This is a genomic window from Myxococcus eversor (assembly GCF_010894455.1).
Lineage (GTDB): Bacteria > Myxococcota > Myxococcia > Myxococcales > Myxococcaceae > Myxococcus > Myxococcus eversor.
The window spans coordinates 232,430-249,063 of sequence record NZ_JAAIXY010000006.1 but is presented as its reverse complement, the minus strand read 5'-3'; the positions used below and the strand labels follow the sequence as shown (position 1 = coordinate 249,063).

The following is a 16,634-nucleotide window of genomic DNA, read 5'->3' as shown; positions in this document are numbered from 1 at the left end:
CAGCACGAGAGGAGCAGGCGAGCGCATGGACCTCATGGGCGGAATGCAGAAGGCGGTACGGCGCGTCCTGGTGGCGCGAGGTGTCCAGTCCTCGACAGTCGATGTCGGGGGCCAATCGGTGCACTTCTACTCGCTGAAGGGGCAGGGGAAGGGGCCGCCGGTGGTGCTGGTGCACGGGCTGGGCGGTTCGGCCAACGGCTTTGGCCGGACGTTCTTCGGCCTGGCGAAGCGCTTCTCCCGCGTCGTCGCACCGGACCTGCCGGGCCACGGCTTCTCCACCGAGTACTGCGGCGGCCAGGTCTGCGTGCGCAACCAGTTCGAGGTGCTGCGCGGCTTCGTGGAGCAGGAGGTGAAGGAGCCGGCCTTCGTCGTCGGCAACTCGCTGGGCGGGGCGATGGCGGTGAGCCTCGCGTCCGAGTATCCCCAGTGGGTGCGCGCCCTGGTGCTGGTGGCGCCCGCGGGCGCGGAGCTGCCGGTGGAGGAGAGCACCGCGCTGCTCAACTCGTTCAAGGTGGGCACACCCGCGGAGGCTCGTGCCTTCACCCGGCGACTGTTCCACCAGGCGCCGCTGCCGGCGCTGCTCCTGGCGCCCGAGCTGCGCCGCTTCTATGACACACCCACCGTGAAGGCCCTCACCGCCGAGGCGATGACCTCCCGGCTCAGCCTGGAGCCAGAGGCGGTGCGCAAGCTGTCCATGCCGGTGCTGTTCCTGTGGGGCGGCAGCGAGCGGTTGCTGCCGTCGCGCTCGCTGGACTGGTTCCGCGCCCACCTGCCCGCGCATGCGCAGGTGAGGGTGGTGCAGGGCTTCGGGCACGTGCCGCAGATGGAGCGTCCGGACGAGCTGGTGTCGCATCTGGTGCGCTTCGCGGATGCGTCGAGCCTCTGAGGGCTGGGTATAGACTGGGACGCCCCTTCGAGCTTCACCGCGAAAGGACGTACCGACGTGACGGGTCTCCATCAGCCATGGCGCGCGGCGCTGGTCGCGCTCCTCCTCCTGTCAGGGCCCTCGGCCGCGGATGAGAAGAAGGGCGCGCCCGCGAACAGCGCGAGAGCGACGCGGGCGGAGAAGGACGACGCCACCTACCGCCAGCTGGAGACCTTCGCGCGCGTGCTGTCCTACGTGGAGAACAACTACGTGGAGGCGCCGGACCAGGAGCGGCTCGTCTACGGCGCCATCCAGGGGATGCTCGACACGTTGGACCCGCACACCGTCTTCATGCCGCCGGAGGTCTTCCGCGAGATGAAGATAGACACCTCGGGCGAGTGGGGCGGCCTGGGCATCGAAATCGCGCGCAAGAACGACCGCATCATCGTCGTGGCGCCCATCGACGACACCCCGGCGGCGCGCGCGGGAATCAAGGCGGGCGACGAACTGGTGGGCATCGACGGAGAGAGCACGCGGGGCATGGACGTGGGGCGCGCCATGCAGAAGATGCGAGGCCCCGCCGGCGGACGCGTGCTCCTGAGCATCCTGCGGCACGGCTTCACTGCCCCCCGCGAAATCGCCATCATCCGGGACCACATCCGCATCGTCTCCGTGGAGGGCGAGCTGTACGGCGGCATCGGCCACGTCAAGGTGAAGAACTTCCAGGAGCGCACGGACCAGTACCTGCGCAAGGAGCTCGACAGGCTGCGCGGCCTCAACGGAGGCAAGGAGCTGCGCGGACTGGTGCTGGACTTGCGCAACAACCCGGGTGGCCTGTTGGACCAGGCGGTGGCGATGAGCGACCGCTTCCTGCCGGGCAACCTGCCCATCGTCTCCACGCGGGGCAGGGACGGCCGCAACGCCACCGAGGAGCGCAGCAAGGACCGCGACACGGAGAAGAACTACCCCCTCGTCGTGCTGGTCAACGCGGGCAGCGCCTCCGCGTCCGAAATCGTGGCGGGCGCGCTCCAGGACCACGGCCGCGCCACCGTCCTGGGCACGCAGACGTTCGGCAAGGGCAGTGTCCAGACGGTCATCGAGCTGGAGGACGGCTCCGGCCTGAAGCTGACCATCGCCCGCTACTACACGCCCAAGGGCCGCAGCATCCAGGAGCGGGGAATCACCCCCGACTACGTCGTGCCGGACGAACCCGGTGGCAAGCCGGGCCGCGAGACGCCGCGCGAGAAGGACCTCCAGCGCCACTTCCGCGCCGAGTCCACCGACGCTTCCGCGCCGTCGTCATCCGCGCCCCGGGGCCTGCCGGAGAACCTGGCGCCCTGGGAGGCGACGGCGGCCCTCAAGGACTACCCGCTCAAGGTCTCGCTCGAGTATCTCAACGCGCTGACCACCACTTCGGCACGGCCTCCGGCTCGCGCCGAGGGTCGTTGAGGACTCCTTCCCCCTTGCTTTTCGGCGAGACCTCCGTTTGATGGCGGGCGGACAAAGGTGAACGAGTGATGCGACCTTCGAGCAAACGCGCGATGCACGCGGCCCTCAGCGGGTGGTTGGTGGGCATGCTGGCCGTGGGCCCCGCCGCCGCGCAGTCGAGCCTCCCCCTCCGACTGACTCCCCGAGCAGTACCCACCGCCTCACCGTCCTCCGTGACGGTGGTGGCCATCTCGCTGGATGCGACATCACGAACGGAGGCGGCGCGGCTGGCGTACTGGGCCGAGCAGTCGGTGGCGCGCTCCGGTCGACTGGACCTGGTGAGGCTCACCGACGCGCTGGACGCGCGGGGCAAGGCCGCGCGTGAGGCGAAGGCCGCCGAGGGCGCCGAGGCGATGAAGGCGGGCCAGATGGCGTACGACGAACTGGACACGCAGAAGGCGCTCCAGCAGTTCGACGCGGCGGCTCGCGCGTTCGAGGCGAGTGACATGTCGCGCAACTTCGGCGACCTGAGCCGCGCCCGGGTGATGAAGGCGGCCTCGCAGGTGGCCAACGGCGAGAGCACGGCGGCGCAGCTGGAGATTCGCGCGGTGCTGGCGGTGGACCCTCGCGCCCAGTTCTCGCCCAACTTCTTCCCGCCGGACGACATGGCCTTCGTGGACAAGGAGCGCAAGGCGGCCCTGGCCGGCTCCACGGGGACGCTGTCGGTGAGCACCGAGCCCGTGCCCGCGCAGGTGTACGTGGACGGCCAGTTCCGGGGCGTGTCTCCGGTGGAGCTCAAGGGCCTGACGCCCGCGGACCACTTCGTGACGGTGATGGCGCCGGGCTTCGAGGTGGAGCAGCGCCGGGCGCGCGAGAGTGACACGAAGCTCACGCTGGCCCCCGCCGCGTCCATGCGCGCGCTGCAGGCCATCTCTGACCGCATCGTCCGCAAGCCGGAAGGGTCGGAGCGGGACGTGGCCCTGCGGGAGCTGGGTGCGCTCGCGGGCGTGTCCCAGGTGCTGGCGCTGCTGGTGCGCGGTGGCACGGGCACCGCGCCGCTCCAGGTGACGGGCCTGCGGCTCGATGTCACGGATGGACACAACCTGGCCTACGCCGTGGGCGCGGTGCCCTCGGGCGAGGGAATGGCCACAGGCTCCGACGCGCTCCTGTCCTCCCTGGTGGGCGCGGACACGGCCCGCCTCGCCGGCAACAAGCCCGTCACGCACTTCTCGGGCGGCGGCGGCTCCAACCGCAAGACGATGGGCTACGTGCTGATGGCCACTGGCGTGGCGCTGCTCGCGGGCGGCATCTACTTCGGCATGGAGGCGTCCTCGAAGGAGGATGACTTCCGCCGCGCGCCGCAGACCAGCCCTCGCGCGCAGGACTTCAAGGACACGGGCAAGACGTACGCGCTCGTCGCGGACATCGGCCTGCTCACCGGCGCGGTCGCCGCGGGCCTGGGGGGCTGGTTCGCCTTCTCCGGCGGTGGCGGCAGCGGCGGTGACTCCAAGCCCGCTCCCGCACCCACGCCCAAGAAGTCGAAGGCCACGCCGCCCCCGGCGAAGAGCGATGGCAAGAGCGACTCCTTGAGCATGCCGCCGCCTCCCAAGGGCACCAGGCCCGTGGGTGAGTCCCTGCCCATGCCGCCTCCGCCGCCTCCGGCGAAGACGACGCCCGCGGCTCCTCCCGCGAAGACGACGCCCACGGCCCCGGCCGCGAAGACGCCGCCTCCGACGACCGAGCCGGTGGCGCCTCCTCCCACGACGCGCACGCAGGACACGCGCCGCACGAAGGACGACGAGGCCGCCCAGCGTGAAGAGGAGCTGCGCAAGCGGCGTGAAGAGGTGGATCGCCAGCGCCGCGAGTTGGACGAGCGCCGCAAGCAGGAAGAGGCGGATGCGGAGGCCAAGCGCAAGCGCGACGAAGAGGAGCGGCGCAAGCGCGAGGAAGACGAGAAGAAGAAGCGGCCGTCCATCGACGAAGACGATCTCCGGAATTACTAGCCATGCGCCGTCCCCTTCGTTTCCTCATTCCCGTCGTGGCCCTGTCCCTGGGCCTGTCCGCGTGCAGCCTCCTCGTCGACTTCGACGAGGAGGGGCAGCCGTGTGACGACCGCAACCAGTGCCTCGAGGGCTTCGCCTGCGAGGACGACATCTGCATCCGTGATGACTCCGCCGTCCCCGACGCGGGCCGCCCGGATTCCGGCACCGATTCGGGCACCCCAGGGCCCGGGACGGGGGATGCGGGTCCCGTGGACGCAGGCCCCGTGGACGCAGGCCCCGTGGACTCGGGCCGGCCGTAGTCCTCGCCCGCGAGGGGCGGTAGTTCCTACAGCCCCTCGCTTCGCGTGGTCCGGTTGCCGCGCCGTGTCTTCGGAGACACGCCCGCCCGGCCGCCCCCCTGCCGACGCAAACCCGCGTCTCCACGGGGACTGTCGGGGCCAAGCCGGGGGGCCTCCCTTCCGGGAGGGGTTGGCATCCGTCGTGCTCTATCGTGGGCCCAGGAGGTTTCATCGACATGGGCAAGCGCGTCGGAGTGCTGATGGGCGGGTGGGGCGAGGAGCGGGAGATTTCGCTCAAGACGGGAGCGGCCGTGGTCGCCGCCTTGGAGTCCCGCGGCCATCACGTGACTCGGGTGTTCGCGGGGCCGGGGTTGGACCGGGCGCTGCGCGCCGCGGAGCTGGACGTGGCCTTCATCGCGCTGCACGGGCGCATGGGCGAGGACGGCCGGGTGCAGGGCCTCCTGGAGCTCCTGGAGCTGCCGTACACCGGCTCGGGCGTGCTGGCCTCGGCGCTGGCGATGAACAAGCCCATGGCCAAGAAGCTCTTCCGCCTGCACAACCTGTCCACGCCCCAGGGATACCGCGTCGGCCGTGACGACGCCGGGCGCGCGCTGGAGCTGCACGGCGACCTGGGCTTCCCCTGCATCGTGAAGCCCGCGTGCGGCGGCTCGTCGGTGGGCCTGTCCATCGTCCACGAGCCGCAGGCGCTCGTCGAGGCGGTGGCCCAGGCGTGCCGCTTCGGCGGAGAGGCGCTGGTGGAGCGCTTCGTCCCCGGCCGCGAGGTGACGGTGGGCATTGTCGGCGACAAGGTGCTGGGCAGCTGCGAGGTGGCCACCCCGCGCGAGGGCTTCGACTTCGACGCCAAGTACCAGGGAGGCTCCCGCTACTTCCTCCCGCCCCGCCTGTCCGCCACGCGCGTGGCCAACGTGGAGGCGCTGGCGCTCGCGGCGTACCGTGCCCTGGGCTGCCGGGGCTACGGCCGCGTGGACCTCCTGTGCTCCGACACCGACAACGACGTGGTGCTGGAGGTCAACACGCTCCCTGGCTTCACCCCCACCAGCCTCCTGTCCAAGATTGCCGCCCATGCGGGCGTGGACTTCCCGGAGCTCGTCGAGCGCATCCTCACACTGGCGACCCGGGACGAGGCGGGTGTCATGGACGCGCCCGTTGTCGCCCCTGCTCCCACCGTCGCCGAGCCTCGCCGCGCGGTGAGCTGACCCCCCGGGTAGTCCGAGCCCTGGCGCCGCCTCAGCCCCGGCGCCAACCCCTTGGATCTCCTCGAAATACCAGTGACGCGAGGTGTCACCCCGGACCTGAACGGAACGTTCAAAGTCCGGGAATAATTTGACACGTCCTTGACGCCTCCCTATTGTCCGGCGCCGATCAGTCCTGGATGGTTAAAGCCTTGTCTTTTCGGGCACATACGGGACGGGGGCTCAGCGGACCCAGCAGGCGGCGGTCGGCGTGAGACGGGATTCCGATGCCGCCACGCAAGGAAGGACCGCGGGCCACGGGGGCTGCGCGGGAGGGGCTGAGCGTCACTGATGACCACCGTCGAGATCATCTTCCTGGGCGTCTATTTCAGCGTCCTGTGCGTGCTGGCAGTCTACGGCTCGCACCGGTACCGAATGGCGTTCCTGTATTACCGGCACAAGTTCAAGCTGCCGACGCCCAAGAGCCCTTTGAAGGAGCTTCCACGCGTCACCATCCAACTCCCCATCTTCAACGAGATGTACGTGGTGGAGCGCCTGGTGGAGTCGGTGTGCCGCATCGACTATCCGCGTGACCTCCTGGAAATCCAGGTTCTTGACGACTCGACGGACGAGACGTGTGGCATCGCCCGGGCGTGCGTGGAGCGGCACCGGCAGAAGGGCCACGACATCGTCTACATCCACCGCGTCAACCGCGAGGGCTTCAAGGCGGGCGCGCTGGAGAGCGGGCTGAAGTCGGCGCGGGGCGAGTTCGTCGCCGTGTTCGACGCGGACTTCGTGCCGAGCCCGGACTTCCTGTTGCGCACGGTGCCGTTCTTCTCCGACGCGAAGGTGGGCATGGTGCAGGTGCGCTGGGGGCACCTCAACCGTGAGTTCTCCATCCTCACGCAGGCCCAGAGCATCTTCCTGGACGGCCACTTCATCATCGAGCACACGGCGCGCAACCGCTCCGGCTGCTTCTTCAACTTCAACGGCACCGCGGGCATCTGGCGTCGGGGCACCATCGCCGACGCGGGCGGGTGGCAGCACGACACGCTGACCGAGGACCTGGACCTGAGCTACCGCGCCCAGCTCAAGGGATGGCAGTTCGTGTTCCTCCCGGAGGTCATCTCCCCGGCCGAAGTCCCGGTGGACATGAACGCCTTCAAGAGCCAGCAGCACCGCTGGGCCAAGGGCTCCATCCAGACGGCGAAGAAGCTGTTGCCCACCATCCTCAAGAGCGACCTGCCGATGGCGGTGAAGCGCGAGGCGTTCTTCCACCTCACCAACAACATGGCCTACCTGTTGATGGTGCTGCTGTCGGTGCTGATGCCCATCAGCATGGTGGTGCGCTTCCAGCACGGCCTCTACGGCACGCTGTTCCTGGACCTGCCCTTCTTCGTCTCCGCGACGGCGAGCGTGTGCTTCTTCTACGTCGCCGCGCAGCGTGAGCGGGGCGTGACGGGCTGGGAACGGGTGAAGTACCTGCCGTTCCTGATGAGCCTGGGCATCGGCCTGGCCATCAACAACGCCAAGGCGGTGGCGGAGGCGCTGCTCAACCAGCAGTCGGGCTTCGCCCGCACGCCGAAGACGGGCGCCGAGGGCAAGAAGGTCATCGCGGTGAAGAAGGCGTACCGCGGCAGCAAGACGCTGATGCCGGTGGTGGAGCTGCTCTTCGCGGCGTACTTCACCGGGGCGCTGTGGTTCGCCATCGACGCGCGCATCTACACGTCGCTGCCCTTCATCATCCTGTTCCAGGCGGGCTTCCTCTACGTCGGCATCTCCAGCCTGCTGCAGGGGCTGGCGGGCCGTGTGAAGCTCGCTGACGCCAGCCCCGCGGTGAATCCCGCCGAGGAGCAGGCGCGCCGCGCCGCCTGAGCGTGACTCGCGCCGCGCCCCTTCGTTTCGGGGCGCGGTGGCTGGAGTCGCTTCGGACCTAGAGACCCGCGTCCGGCGTGTCTCGCAGCAACACCTGCCGCAGCCTCACCGGAGGCGGGCCGGAGCGGGAAGGCCGGCACCCTTCGTCGATGGACGTGCTGGCCGCCGCGCGCAGCGTGAGGCCCGCGTCGTCACACGCCACCAGCTCCGTGGGGAACGCGACGGGGCAGGGGGCTCCCGAGCCGGTGAAGCCCGTGGCGCGCGTCTCGCCCACGAAACCTCCGGGCGTGCGCTCCAGGACGATGGACGCGGTGCTCGACTCGGGAGGCTCCGTGCCCGCATCTCCGTCCGCGCGGGCTCGCACGACGGCCAGCGACAGCGTGCCGCCATCGTCTTCGCCGTGGTAGCGGAAGGCCGGGTTGTCGGCGTGGCGGTACTCGCCTGCCTGGCTGCCCTCGCATCCCGCCGGGACGCGGATGGGGGGCGCGGGTGGGGGACGCGTCTCCACGGTGGGAGGCGCCTTGGTGGGGCACGCCGTGAGGCAGAGGACACTGAAGCCGAGGGCCAATGAGGGCAGGGCGCGGTGCATGGGGCGCGGATATTGGCTGAATGGACGGTTGGGAGGGACTTCGTTTGATTCCCCTTGGACGACTCTCTAACCTTCGGTCCGTCATGAGCATTCGACGCCTCGTCCTCTTTTCGCTGGTGGCCGTCCTCGCGGCTCCGTCCTCCGCGCTCGCGCAGGCCGATGACCTCCTGGCCCCCCTCACGCCGTCGACGAAGCCGTCGAAGGCGAAGGTGGGCAAGACGAAGGTGGTGAAGAAGAAGCCGGCGGCGAAGGTGACGAAGAAGCCCGCGGCGCGGCCCAAGGCCACGGCGAAGGGCAGCAAGAAGAAGAACGTGCCGCCTCCCGATGACAGCCTGCTGGCGCCCCTGGCCCCGGTGAAGACGGAACTGGCGGTGTTCATCTCCGGCTCCGTCAAGGGCGCGAGGCTGACGCTGGATGGTCGCGACGCGGGGGTGCTCACGCCGGCCCCCTTGACGCTGACGGTGACGCCGGGTGAGCACTCGCTGGTGGTCCGCAAGCCGGGCTACGAGGAGTACACGCGGCGGCTGGACGTGAAGGAGGGCACGCAGCCGGAGGTCAAGGTGTCGCTGGTTGCCACCATGGGCTTCGCGCGCGCGTTCGCGGACGTGGCCGGCACCGTGGTGCTGGTGGACGACATCGAGGTGGGCACGGTGCCGATGAGCGACATCCTGCTCAAGCCCGGCTCGCGTGAAATCGAGTTCCGCGCGCAGGGCTACAAGCCCCACGTCCACAACATCAACGTGCTGGCCGGGACGACCTACGAGCTGACCGGGCGGATGCGGCCCCTGGTGGACACGGGCGTGGCGAGCAACACGCCGCGCGTGGTGGACACGCCGCGCACGCCGGTGCTGGACCCCTCGACGACGATGCCGGACGAGCCGAACCCGGCCCTGGCCTTCGACAGCGAGCCGCCGGACGCCCAGGTGGAGAGCTCCAGCAAGCCCTGGTACGGCCGTTGGTACGTCTGGGCGGGTGTGGGCGCGGTGGTCGCCGCCGGGACCGTGGGCGCGGTGGTGGCCACGCGGGACCCCACCATCAAGAACGCAAACCCGGACACGCTGTGCAATGGCGGGTCCTGCGACATCGTCTTCAGCAAGGGTGGAAGCCCGCGCTCCAAGGTGGGAGCAGGGGCCTTCAGGCCCGCGCTCGGCGGGTTTCGCTTCTAGGCTTCGGAGTACCAGGCCGCGCCTGGGCCGCTTCGGCGGGAGCGCGGCTTGACGGGCTCATTCGCCGCGCAGGTCGTCCTCGACGGTGTGACTCCCGGGAGCGCTGAGCACCAGGTAGACGTCCGAGACGCGACCCACGCCCCAGGAGTCCAGGATGGTGACGCGGACCCGGAAGGGAGCGGATTCCGGCAGCAGCTCGGTGACGTCAATCTCCCCGGGCTCGAAGCTGAAGGCGCGGCGGCCCAGGTTGTCGACCTGCTCGTTGCCGATGTGGACGCTCTCGGTGAAGCCCATGACGGCGCGCCGCACCACCTTCTTGCCCTGCCCGTCGAGCACCTCCATCAGCAGGAAGTTGTCCACGCTGAAGCCGAGCGTGCCCTTGGCGTCGCCATAGAGGCGCGCCCGCTGGCCGTCCCGGCGCAGCTCCGCGGTTTCTCCGAAGGTGACGACGCGAGGGGTGCGCTCGCCTTCGTCCGTGTCGACCTCCACGTCATCACGCACCTTGTCGAAGGTCTCCGTCTCCTGGGGCGGCGTGTCGGCCACGAGGCGGACGGCGCGGGGCGCCGAGGAGGCGGGGGGGGTGGAGGTGGACGCGGGGACGTTCCGCGCACACGCCATCCATCCGAGGGCAGCGGCCAGGAGAAGCGTTCGAGAGTACATGCCCGGGAAGGCTAGACGAGCCGTGGTGCCCCAGGTCAATTAGCATGCGCGGATGCGGACGCTCCTGCCTGGCCTGGTGACGTGGTGTGTGCTCTTCGGGCAGCCCGCCCGAGGCGACGTCTCCCCCGAGGTGCAGTTGAGCCTCCAGCACCTGAAGTCCTCCGAGCGCGAGCGCGCGGCGAAGGCGCTGGGGCCCCTGGAGGAGCTGCCGCGCTACCGCGTCCAACTGGAGGTGGACCCCGCCGCGCGTGAGGCGAAGGGCCGGGTGCAGGTGGAGGTACTGGCCCGGGACAAGCCCCTGACGGAGCTGTACCTGCGGGTGACGCCCAACGCGCAGGGGGGCAAGCGGGTGGTGCTGTCCGACGCGCGGCTGGGGCGCGAGCCCATCGTCCTGGAGCAGCCGGAGCCCACGCTGTACCGCTATCGCCTGAAGGAACCGGTGCCTCCGGGCGCGGCGGCGGTGCTGGACGTGGCCGTCCGGGCGGTGGTGCCGAGGGGAGAGAAGCCCTCGGGGACGCTCCTCGGCGGTGGAGGGCAGGGGCCGAAGGGCGACCATGGGGCGTTCTCCGCCACGGAGGACTTCATGAGCCTGGTGGGTGTCGTCCCCCAGGTGCCGCCTCTGGACGACAAGGGTCAGCCCTGGGCGGGGCCGCAGGGCATTGGCGACCTGGCGTTGTATGCGCCGGCCCATGTGCTGGCGTCCATCACCGTCCCCTCCGGCTGGGTCGTGCACGCCACGGGAGCGGCCATGGGCGAGGTGCCCGAGCGCGACGGCCGGGTGCGCTTCGCCTTCGCCGCGGGCGCGGTGCGCGACTTCCCCATCCTGGTGTCCAAGGGCTACGAGGTGTCCACGGCCACGGTGAACGGCGTCACGGTGGAGAGCCACTACGCGGCGAAGAACAAGGACGTAGGCGAGCGCGTGTTGAAGTACGCCTCGTCCGCGCTGGCGGAGTTCGAGAAGCGCCTGGGGCCGCTGCCGTACACGCACTTCCGGGTGGTGGAGGCGCCGCTGACGGGTGGGGCGGGCGGCATGGAGTTCCCTGGCCTCATCACCCTCTCGAGCATGTTGTATCGCGGCGTGGTGGACCCGTTCGAACTGGTAGGCGGCCAGGTGGACGTGGAGCAGTTGAAGGAGGTGCTGGCGATGCTGGGGCCCGCGGGCTCCGCGCCCTTGTCGCAACTGAGTGGCTCGCTGGAGCGCACGCTGGAGTTCACCGTCGCGCACGAGGTGGCGCACCAGTACTTCGCGGGGCTGGTGGGCTCGGACCCCATCCATGCGCCCGTGGTGGACGAGTCGCTGGCCCAGTACGCCGCGCTTCTCTACATCGAGTGGAAGCACGGCAAGTCGGCGGCGGAGGCCCTCCGGCGCGAGCTGCTGGTTTCGCCGTACCACATGTACCGGCTGGCGGGCGGCGAGGACGCGCGAGCGGACCGGTCCACGAGCGCGTTCGACAACGAGACGGAATACGGGGCGCTGGTGTACGGCAAGGCGCCGCTGCTGCACCACGCGTCACGCAAGCTGATGGGCGACACCGCGTTCTTCCAGGGCATGCGCTCCTACGTCGACACGTATCGCTTCAAGTGGACGTGCAAGGAGTGCTTCACCAAGGAGCTGGCCAAGGCGAGCCCTGGGAATGCGAAGGCCTTGGAGAAGCTGCGCGTGCGCTGGTGGAACGAGGCCCGTGGCGATGATGACCTGGGCCTGCCCAGCCTGGATTCGGTGATGGGCACGCTGGGCGCGGGCAGCGGGTTGGATGTGGAGAACCTGGACCCGCAGACGAAGGAGCTGCTGGAGTCGATTCTGCCCTCGCTGCTGGGTCAGTGAGGGCAGGGGGCGCGTCAGTCGAAGAGGGCCCGGACGAACTCGCGCGGCTCGAAGCGGCGCAGGTCGGCGATCTTCTCCCCCACGCCGACCCATACGACGGGCAGCTTCAGCTCGTCGCAGATGCCGATGATGACGCCGCCCTTGGCGGTGCCATCCAGCTTCGTCAGGGCAATGGCGGTGATGCCCACGGCCTCGTGGAACTGCTTGGCCTGCTGAATCGCGTTCTGCCCGTTGGTGGAGTCCAACACGAGCAGCACCTCGTGCGGCGTGCCGGGCATGGCCTTGTCCATGACGCGTTTGACTTTCTTCAGCTCCTCCATCAGCGGCGCCTTGGTGTGGAGCCGGCCCGCCGTGTCGGCGATGACGACGTCGGCGCCCTCGGCCTGCGCCTTCTTGATGGCGTCGAAGATGACGGAGCCCGGGTCTCCACCCTCGGTCCCCTTCACCAACTGCGCCTTCGCGCGCTCGGCCCACACGTCGAGCTGCTCGGTGGCGGCGGCGCGGAACGTGTCGCCCGCGGCCAGCACGACTTTCTTGCCCTCGCCCGTGAGCTTCGCGGCGAGCTTGCCGATGGTCGTCGTCTTCCCCGCGCCGTTGACGCCCACCACCATGACGACGTGCGGCGGGCCTCCGCCCTCCAGTGAGCGAGGCACCGGCAGGTCGACGATACGGGCGACCTCCGTGCGGATGAGGTCCTTGATGCGGTTGGAGTCGCTCAGCTCGCTGCGCTTGAGCTTCTCGCGCGCCACCTCCACCAACTCGCTGGCCGTGCGCACGCCGATGTCCGCCGTGAAGAGAATCTCCTCCAGCTCCACCAGCACGGACTCGTCCACCTGTCGCTGCTGGCCGAACAGTCCGTTGAGGCGGGCCATGAAGCCCTGGCTCCGCGTCTTGTCCAGGCCCTGGGCCAGCGTGCGGCCCGCCTCGGCGTCCACCTTGGCGCGCGCCGCGGCCTCCTCGGCGCGACGGGCCTCCTCGACGACGGCGGCCTCCCGGGCACGCTCGTCCTCCAGCAGCCGCTGGGCCTCGGTCTGCTCGCGCTTGCGCCGCTCCCGGGCCTCTTCATCCGCGGCCTTCTTCGCGCGGTACTCGGCGCGCTTCTCCTCCTCCTCGCGCTCCTTGAGGGCCCGGACCTGCTCTTCCAGCCGGGCCCGCTCGCCCGCGTCCGTGGTGGTCCTGGCCGCGCGGGCGGCCTCCTCGCGCTGACGGGCCAGCTCCTCGGCGCGGGCATGGGCCTCGTCCACCTCGCGCAGCCGGGCGGCCTCCTTCTCGGAGGGCGGCAGCTCCACGCGCAGCTCGGGGCGCTCGGCGGGCAGCGCGGGCTTCTGCTCTGGAATCGGGACGCCGGCCTTGCGGCCCGGCTCGGGGGGGCGCTTGCGGAAGAAGAGCTTCCGGGCGGCCAGCACCATCAGCAGGACGAAGAGGGCGGCACCACCAATGCCCACCGCGTCGCCCGGGGTGAGGCCCTCCGACGGAGGGACGCCCGTCCCAGGAGGCTGGGTGGTCTCTCCGCCCGGAGTCGGGGCGGGGGAGGGGGCGGGCGGCACCTGAGCGGTCAGGGCGTCGAGGGCATGGGGGGTCTTCATGTGCGCCGCTCCGCATACACCAACACGCCGGTGGATGCAGCGCCCGTGGCCGAGTAGAAACGCCCTGCCATGCGCCCCGAGCTCCCCACCGCCTTGTTGTCGGTCCTCCTGCTGGGAACTGCCTGCATCGTCGAGGCCCCGGGCGGAGCGAGTCCCGAGCAGCGACGGGCCGCCACCGTCACCCAGGTTCCGGCCCTGTCCGTGCGCAACGGCGCCAACCTGGGCGGCAAGGTGGAGCTGGTGGCCGCCACCGTCCAGCCCGGGCGGCTGACGCCCGGGGAGCGGGCCCAGGTCACCGTCTACTTCAAGGTGCTCGATGCCCTGGACGCGGACTACCTCATCTTCGTCCACGTCGAGGACACGGGCGGCCGCATGGAGCGGATGAACCTGGACCACATGCCCGCCGGCGGAATGTTGCCCACGTCACAGTGGAAGACGGGCGAGACGGTGAAGGACGAGTTCTCCATCTACCTCCCCGCCGACGCCAACCCGAAGGCCCTCAACATCTGGCTGGGCCTGTGGGACCCGAAGACGGATGCTCGCCTGCCGCTGACCAACCGGGACGCGGTGCGCAATGACGGCAGGGACCGCATCCTCATCGCGCAGGTGCCCGTGGCGCAGTGACAGGCGCGCGCCGCGTCGCGCTTCACCCCGCTGGGGATTGGGACGCGAAGAGGTTGAGGCCGAGCACCTTCGAGAGGTGCTGGATGGCCCGCTGGCTCCTCACGCTGTTGCCGAAGCGGTCCAGCGGAGGGCTGAACGCCGCGATGGCGAGCCTGCCGGGAACGACGGCGAGGATTCCTCCGCCCACGCCGCTCTTGGCGGGCAACCCGACCTCGTATTGCCACGTGCCCGTGTTGTCGTAGAGGCCGCTCATGGTCATCTCGGCGAGAATCCGAGGCACGTGCTCCGCCTTGACCGCGCGTCTCCGGGTGAGGGGATTGAGGCCTCCGGCGGCGAGGGTGGCCCCCATCACCGCCAGGTCATACGTCGTCAGTCCCACTGAGCACTGGCGCGTGTAGACGTCCGTCGCCTCCATGGGGTCGCTGTAGAGGGTGTGGCTGCTGTCGAGCAGCCACGCGAGGGCGCGGTTGTGCTGATTGGTCGCCGACTCCGAGCGATAGACCTCGTCCATGACGGAGAGCTCGCGGCCCGCGAAGGCACACACGGTCTCGTGAATCTTCTTCCAGCGCTGCTCCGCCGAGTCCGCGGGGACCAGGCTGACGGTGGCGATGGCCCCCGCGTTGACGAAGGGGTTGAGCGGCTTTCCGTCATGCACCACGAGCGCGTGGACGGAGGAGAAGGACTCGCCGGTGGGGTTGTCGCCGACCTTCGCGCGGAGGACCTCCGAGCCCACCTCGTCGAGCACCCGCGCGAGCGTGAACACCTTGGAGATGGACTCGATGGCGAACTCGGAGCGGGTGTCTCCAGCCTCCGTCGCCTGTCCGTCCGCGGTGATGACCACGAGCCCGAAGCGCTCGGGCTGGACGCGCGCGAGCACCGGGATGTAGCTGGCGTTCTGCCCCTCCTTCAGGTCCAGGTACCGCTGATATGCTTCAGTGGTCGCCGCGCGGATGGTGGCCGGTGTCATCGGGTTGCCTCCTGTCGTGTGGAGTCGTGGGAGGCCAGGCCTCCTCTTCGTCTTGCGTCGGCTCCGCGCCGGGGTGGCCCGAGGCGCCGGGCTTCTCCCAGTTGAAGGGGGCCAGGTCGCGCGCTCCCGCCGCCGAGCGCCAACTGGCCTTGCGCCGTGCATAGAGGATGAGCGGGATGGCCACGAAGAGGACGTTGCCGCCGATGAGGATGAGCACGTACGTCATCGGGCTGCCGACCTTGATTTGCGACGGAGGGATGAAGCTGAGCACGAACGCGACGAGCGCTCCGATGAGGCCCGCTCCACCGATGACCCACATGCCCACTTCGCCGCCCGGTACCCGGTACGCGCGCTTCGTGTGCGGCTCGCTGTAGCGCAGGTAGATGGCGGCCGAGAACATCAGCATGTACATGATGAGGTAGAGCGTCGACGTGAGCTGGCTGAGGATTTGATACGCCGCCTGCACCGACGGCAGGATGACGAACATCAACGACAGGAAGGTGACCACCATCCCCTGCACGATGAGGATGTGGCTGGGCGCGCCGTGTCGGTTCATCCGCTGGAGGAACGGCGGCAGATAGCCCGCTCGGCCCACGACTCCCAGCGCCGCCGAGGGGCCGGAGACCCACACCGTGACGCTGCCCAGCACCCCCAGGAAGAGGGCCGCTGCTATCACCGGTGACAGCCAGGCCATTCCAAACGCCTTGAAGAAGTCGCGGTACGAGACGAGCAGGCTCTGCGTCAGGTTGATCTGCGTCTTGGGGATGATGAAGCTGATGGCCAGCGTGCCGAGCACGAACAGCACCACCGTCGTCACCGACGCGATGAGGATGGCGAGCGGATAGGTGCGCGAGGGGTTCTTGGCATCCACGACGTGGATGGCGTTCATCTCCATGCCCGCGTAGAACAGGAAGATGGACGCGGCGAGCACCAGGTTTCCGAACTGGCTGAAGTCGGGAATCACCTTGTCCCAGCCGAGCTGAATCTGGAGCGGTCGTCCCGAGGCCAGGTACACGAGGCCGAACGCGATGAGCAGCAAGGCGGGGATGATGGTGCCGATGAGGCCCGCCCACTTGGAGATTTTCGAGGACGTCTTGAGCCCGCGCAGCGAGACGAGGGTGGCCGCCCAGTACAGGCCCAGCACGATGAGAATCGTGTAGAACTTGTTGCTGGAGAGCGACTTGTCCCACGTCTGGTTGGGACCGACGAAGGCCAACGCCACCGCGCCGTAGGTGAGCACCGTCGGGAACCAGATGGTCGACTCCATCCAGACCAGGAAGATGGCGAGGAAGCCCCACCGGGGACCGAACGCCTCGCCGACCCAGCGGAACACGCCGCCCTTCTCGGGCCAGCCCGTCGCCAGCTCCGCCGCCACGAGCGAGACCGGGATGAGGAAGAACACCGCCGCGAAGGTGTAATAGAAGAGGGAAGTCAGTCCGTATTCGGCCTCCGCCGGCAGGCCGCGCAGACTGACGACGGCCGTGACGTTCATGATGGCCAGCGTGAGCACGCCCAGCTTGGGCGACGCCCGGGCGGCAGTGGCTGTTCTGGTCGTCCCCGACTCCATGGCGGCTT

14 protein-coding genes are annotated in these 16,634 nt (G+C 69.6%); 9 read left to right on the top strand and 5 right to left on the bottom strand.

The window, feature by feature from the left end; translation table 11 throughout:
- Positions 1-25: 25 nt before the first annotated feature.
- The 6 genes from G4D83_RS14600 (at position 26) to G4D83_RS14575 (ending at position 7,642) form a co-directional block, all read left to right on the top strand.
- Positions 26-886 carry an alpha/beta fold hydrolase gene (locus G4D83_RS14600; RefSeq protein WP_163865344.1) on the top strand — a complete coding sequence of 287 codons (861 nt, stop codon included), beginning with the start codon at positions 26-28 and terminating at the stop codon, positions 884-886.
- Positions 887-943: 57 nt separating this feature from the next.
- Entirely contained in the window at positions 944-2,314 is a 1,371-nt protein-coding gene (locus G4D83_RS14595) for a S41 family peptidase (protein WP_163865343.1), read from the top strand.
- 92 nt (positions 2,315-2,406) lie between these two features.
- Positions 2,407-4,296 carry a PEGA domain-containing protein gene (locus tag G4D83_RS14590; protein ID WP_338041918.1) on the top strand — a complete coding sequence of 630 codons (1,890 nt, stop codon included), beginning with the start codon at positions 2,407-2,409 and terminating at the stop codon, positions 4,294-4,296.
- A gap of 2 nt (positions 4,297-4,298) precedes the next feature.
- Complete coding sequence (locus tag G4D83_RS14585; RefSeq protein WP_163865341.1) at positions 4,299-4,595, top strand: hypothetical protein; 297 nt, start codon at positions 4,299-4,301, stop codon at positions 4,593-4,595.
- Positions 4,596-4,810: 215 nt separating this feature from the next.
- Positions 4,811-5,791 (top strand): D-alanine--D-alanine ligase, encoded by a 981-nt coding sequence (locus tag G4D83_RS14580; protein WP_163865340.1) that lies wholly within the window; start codon positions 4,811-4,813, stop codon positions 5,789-5,791.
- A gap of 327 nt (positions 5,792-6,118) precedes the next feature.
- A complete protein-coding gene (locus G4D83_RS14575) occupies positions 6,119-7,642 on the top strand; it encodes a cellulose synthase family protein (RefSeq protein ID WP_163865339.1) in 1,524 nt (507 codons plus the stop codon).
- Positions 7,643-7,700: 58 nt separating this feature from the next.
- Here the strand turns inward: G4D83_RS14575 and G4D83_RS14570 are convergent, their stop codons facing one another.
- On the bottom strand, positions 7,701-8,231 hold the full coding sequence (locus G4D83_RS14570; RefSeq protein WP_163865338.1) for a hypothetical protein: 531 nt from the start codon (positions 8,229-8,231) through the stop codon (positions 7,701-7,703).
- Positions 8,232-8,314: 83 nt separating this feature from the next.
- Here G4D83_RS14570 and G4D83_RS14565 point away from each other — a divergent pair, with 83 nt between their 5' ends.
- Positions 8,315-9,397, top strand: coding sequence for a PEGA domain-containing protein (locus tag G4D83_RS14565; RefSeq protein ID WP_163865337.1), 1,083 nt, complete (start codon positions 8,315-8,317; stop codon positions 9,395-9,397).
- A gap of 57 nt (positions 9,398-9,454) precedes the next feature.
- On the opposite strand, the gene G4D83_RS14560 is transcribed toward G4D83_RS14565, so the two are convergent.
- Positions 9,455-10,015 (bottom strand): hypothetical protein, encoded by a 561-nt coding sequence (locus G4D83_RS14560; RefSeq protein ID WP_338041917.1) that lies wholly within the window; start codon positions 10,013-10,015, stop codon positions 9,455-9,457.
- A 94-nt stretch (positions 10,016-10,109) separates the two neighbouring features.
- Here G4D83_RS14560 and G4D83_RS14555 point away from each other — a divergent pair, with 94 nt between their 5' ends.
- Entirely contained in the window at positions 10,110-11,882 is a 1,773-nt protein-coding gene (locus tag G4D83_RS14555; RefSeq protein ID WP_163865335.1) for a M1 family aminopeptidase, read from the top strand.
- A gap of 14 nt (positions 11,883-11,896) precedes the next feature.
- Here G4D83_RS14555 and ftsY read toward each other — a convergent pair whose 3' ends face one another.
- Positions 11,897-13,468, bottom strand: a complete 1,572-nt coding sequence (gene ftsY / locus G4D83_RS14550) for a signal recognition particle-docking protein FtsY (RefSeq protein WP_163865334.1) — start codon at positions 13,466-13,468, stop codon at positions 11,897-11,899.
- Positions 13,469-13,537: 69 nt separating this feature from the next.
- Here ftsY and G4D83_RS14545 point away from each other — a divergent pair, with 69 nt between their 5' ends.
- Positions 13,538-14,092, top strand: a complete 555-nt coding sequence (locus G4D83_RS14545) for a hypothetical protein (RefSeq protein ID WP_163865333.1) — start codon at positions 13,538-13,540, stop codon at positions 14,090-14,092.
- Between the two features lie 22 nt (positions 14,093-14,114).
- On the opposite strand, the gene glsA is transcribed toward G4D83_RS14545, so the two are convergent.
- Positions 14,115-15,059, bottom strand: a complete 945-nt coding sequence (gene glsA, locus G4D83_RS14540; RefSeq protein WP_163865332.1) for a glutaminase A — start codon at positions 15,057-15,059, stop codon at positions 14,115-14,117.
- A complete protein-coding gene (gadC, locus tag G4D83_RS14535; RefSeq protein WP_163865331.1) occupies positions 15,025-16,626 on the bottom strand; it encodes a glutamine/gamma-aminobutyrate antiporter GadC in 1,602 nt (533 codons plus the stop codon). The genes glsA and gadC overlap by 35 nt, the downstream gene beginning before the upstream one ends.
- Positions 16,627-16,634: the final 8 nt, after the last annotated feature.

What these genes read in the sequence shown, in the direction of transcription:
- G4D83_RS14570 (WP_163865338.1), bottom strand. Translation starts at nt 8,231, where the DNA reads ATGCACCGCGCCCTGCCCTCATTGGCCCTCGGCTTCAGTGTCCTCTGC.
- G4D83_RS14600 (WP_163865344.1), top strand. Translation starts at nt 26, where the DNA reads ATGGACCTCATGGGCGGAATGCAGAAGGCGGTACGGCGCGTCCTGGTG.
- G4D83_RS14555 (WP_163865335.1), top strand. Translation starts at nt 10,110, where the DNA reads ATGCGGACGCTCCTGCCTGGCCTGGTGACGTGGTGTGTGCTCTTCGGG.
- G4D83_RS14575 (WP_163865339.1), top strand. Translation starts at nt 6,119, where the DNA reads ATGACCACCGTCGAGATCATCTTCCTGGGCGTCTATTTCAGCGTCCTG.
- G4D83_RS14585 (WP_163865341.1), top strand. Translation starts at nt 4,299, where the DNA reads ATGCGCCGTCCCCTTCGTTTCCTCATTCCCGTCGTGGCCCTGTCCCTG.
- G4D83_RS14565 (WP_163865337.1), top strand. Translation starts at nt 8,315, where the DNA reads ATGAGCATTCGACGCCTCGTCCTCTTTTCGCTGGTGGCCGTCCTCGCG.
- glsA (WP_163865332.1), bottom strand. Translation starts at nt 15,059, where the DNA reads ATGACACCGGCCACCATCCGCGCGGCGACCACTGAAGCATATCAGCGG.
- G4D83_RS14580 (WP_163865340.1), top strand. Translation starts at nt 4,811, where the DNA reads ATGGGCAAGCGCGTCGGAGTGCTGATGGGCGGGTGGGGCGAGGAGCGG.
- G4D83_RS14545 (WP_163865333.1), top strand. Translation starts at nt 13,538, where the DNA reads ATGCGCCCCGAGCTCCCCACCGCCTTGTTGTCGGTCCTCCTGCTGGGA.
- ftsY (WP_163865334.1), bottom strand. Translation starts at nt 13,468, where the DNA reads ATGAAGACCCCCCATGCCCTCGACGCCCTGACCGCTCAGGTGCCGCCC.
- G4D83_RS14590 (WP_338041918.1), top strand. Translation starts at nt 2,407, where the DNA reads ATGCACGCGGCCCTCAGCGGGTGGTTGGTGGGCATGCTGGCCGTGGGC.
- G4D83_RS14560 (WP_338041917.1), bottom strand. Translation starts at nt 10,015, where the DNA reads ATGGCGTGTGCGCGGAACGTCCCCGCGTCCACCTCCACCCCCCCCGCC.
- gadC (WP_163865331.1), bottom strand. Translation starts at nt 16,626, where the DNA reads ATGGAGTCGGGGACGACCAGAACAGCCACTGCCGCCCGGGCGTCGCCC.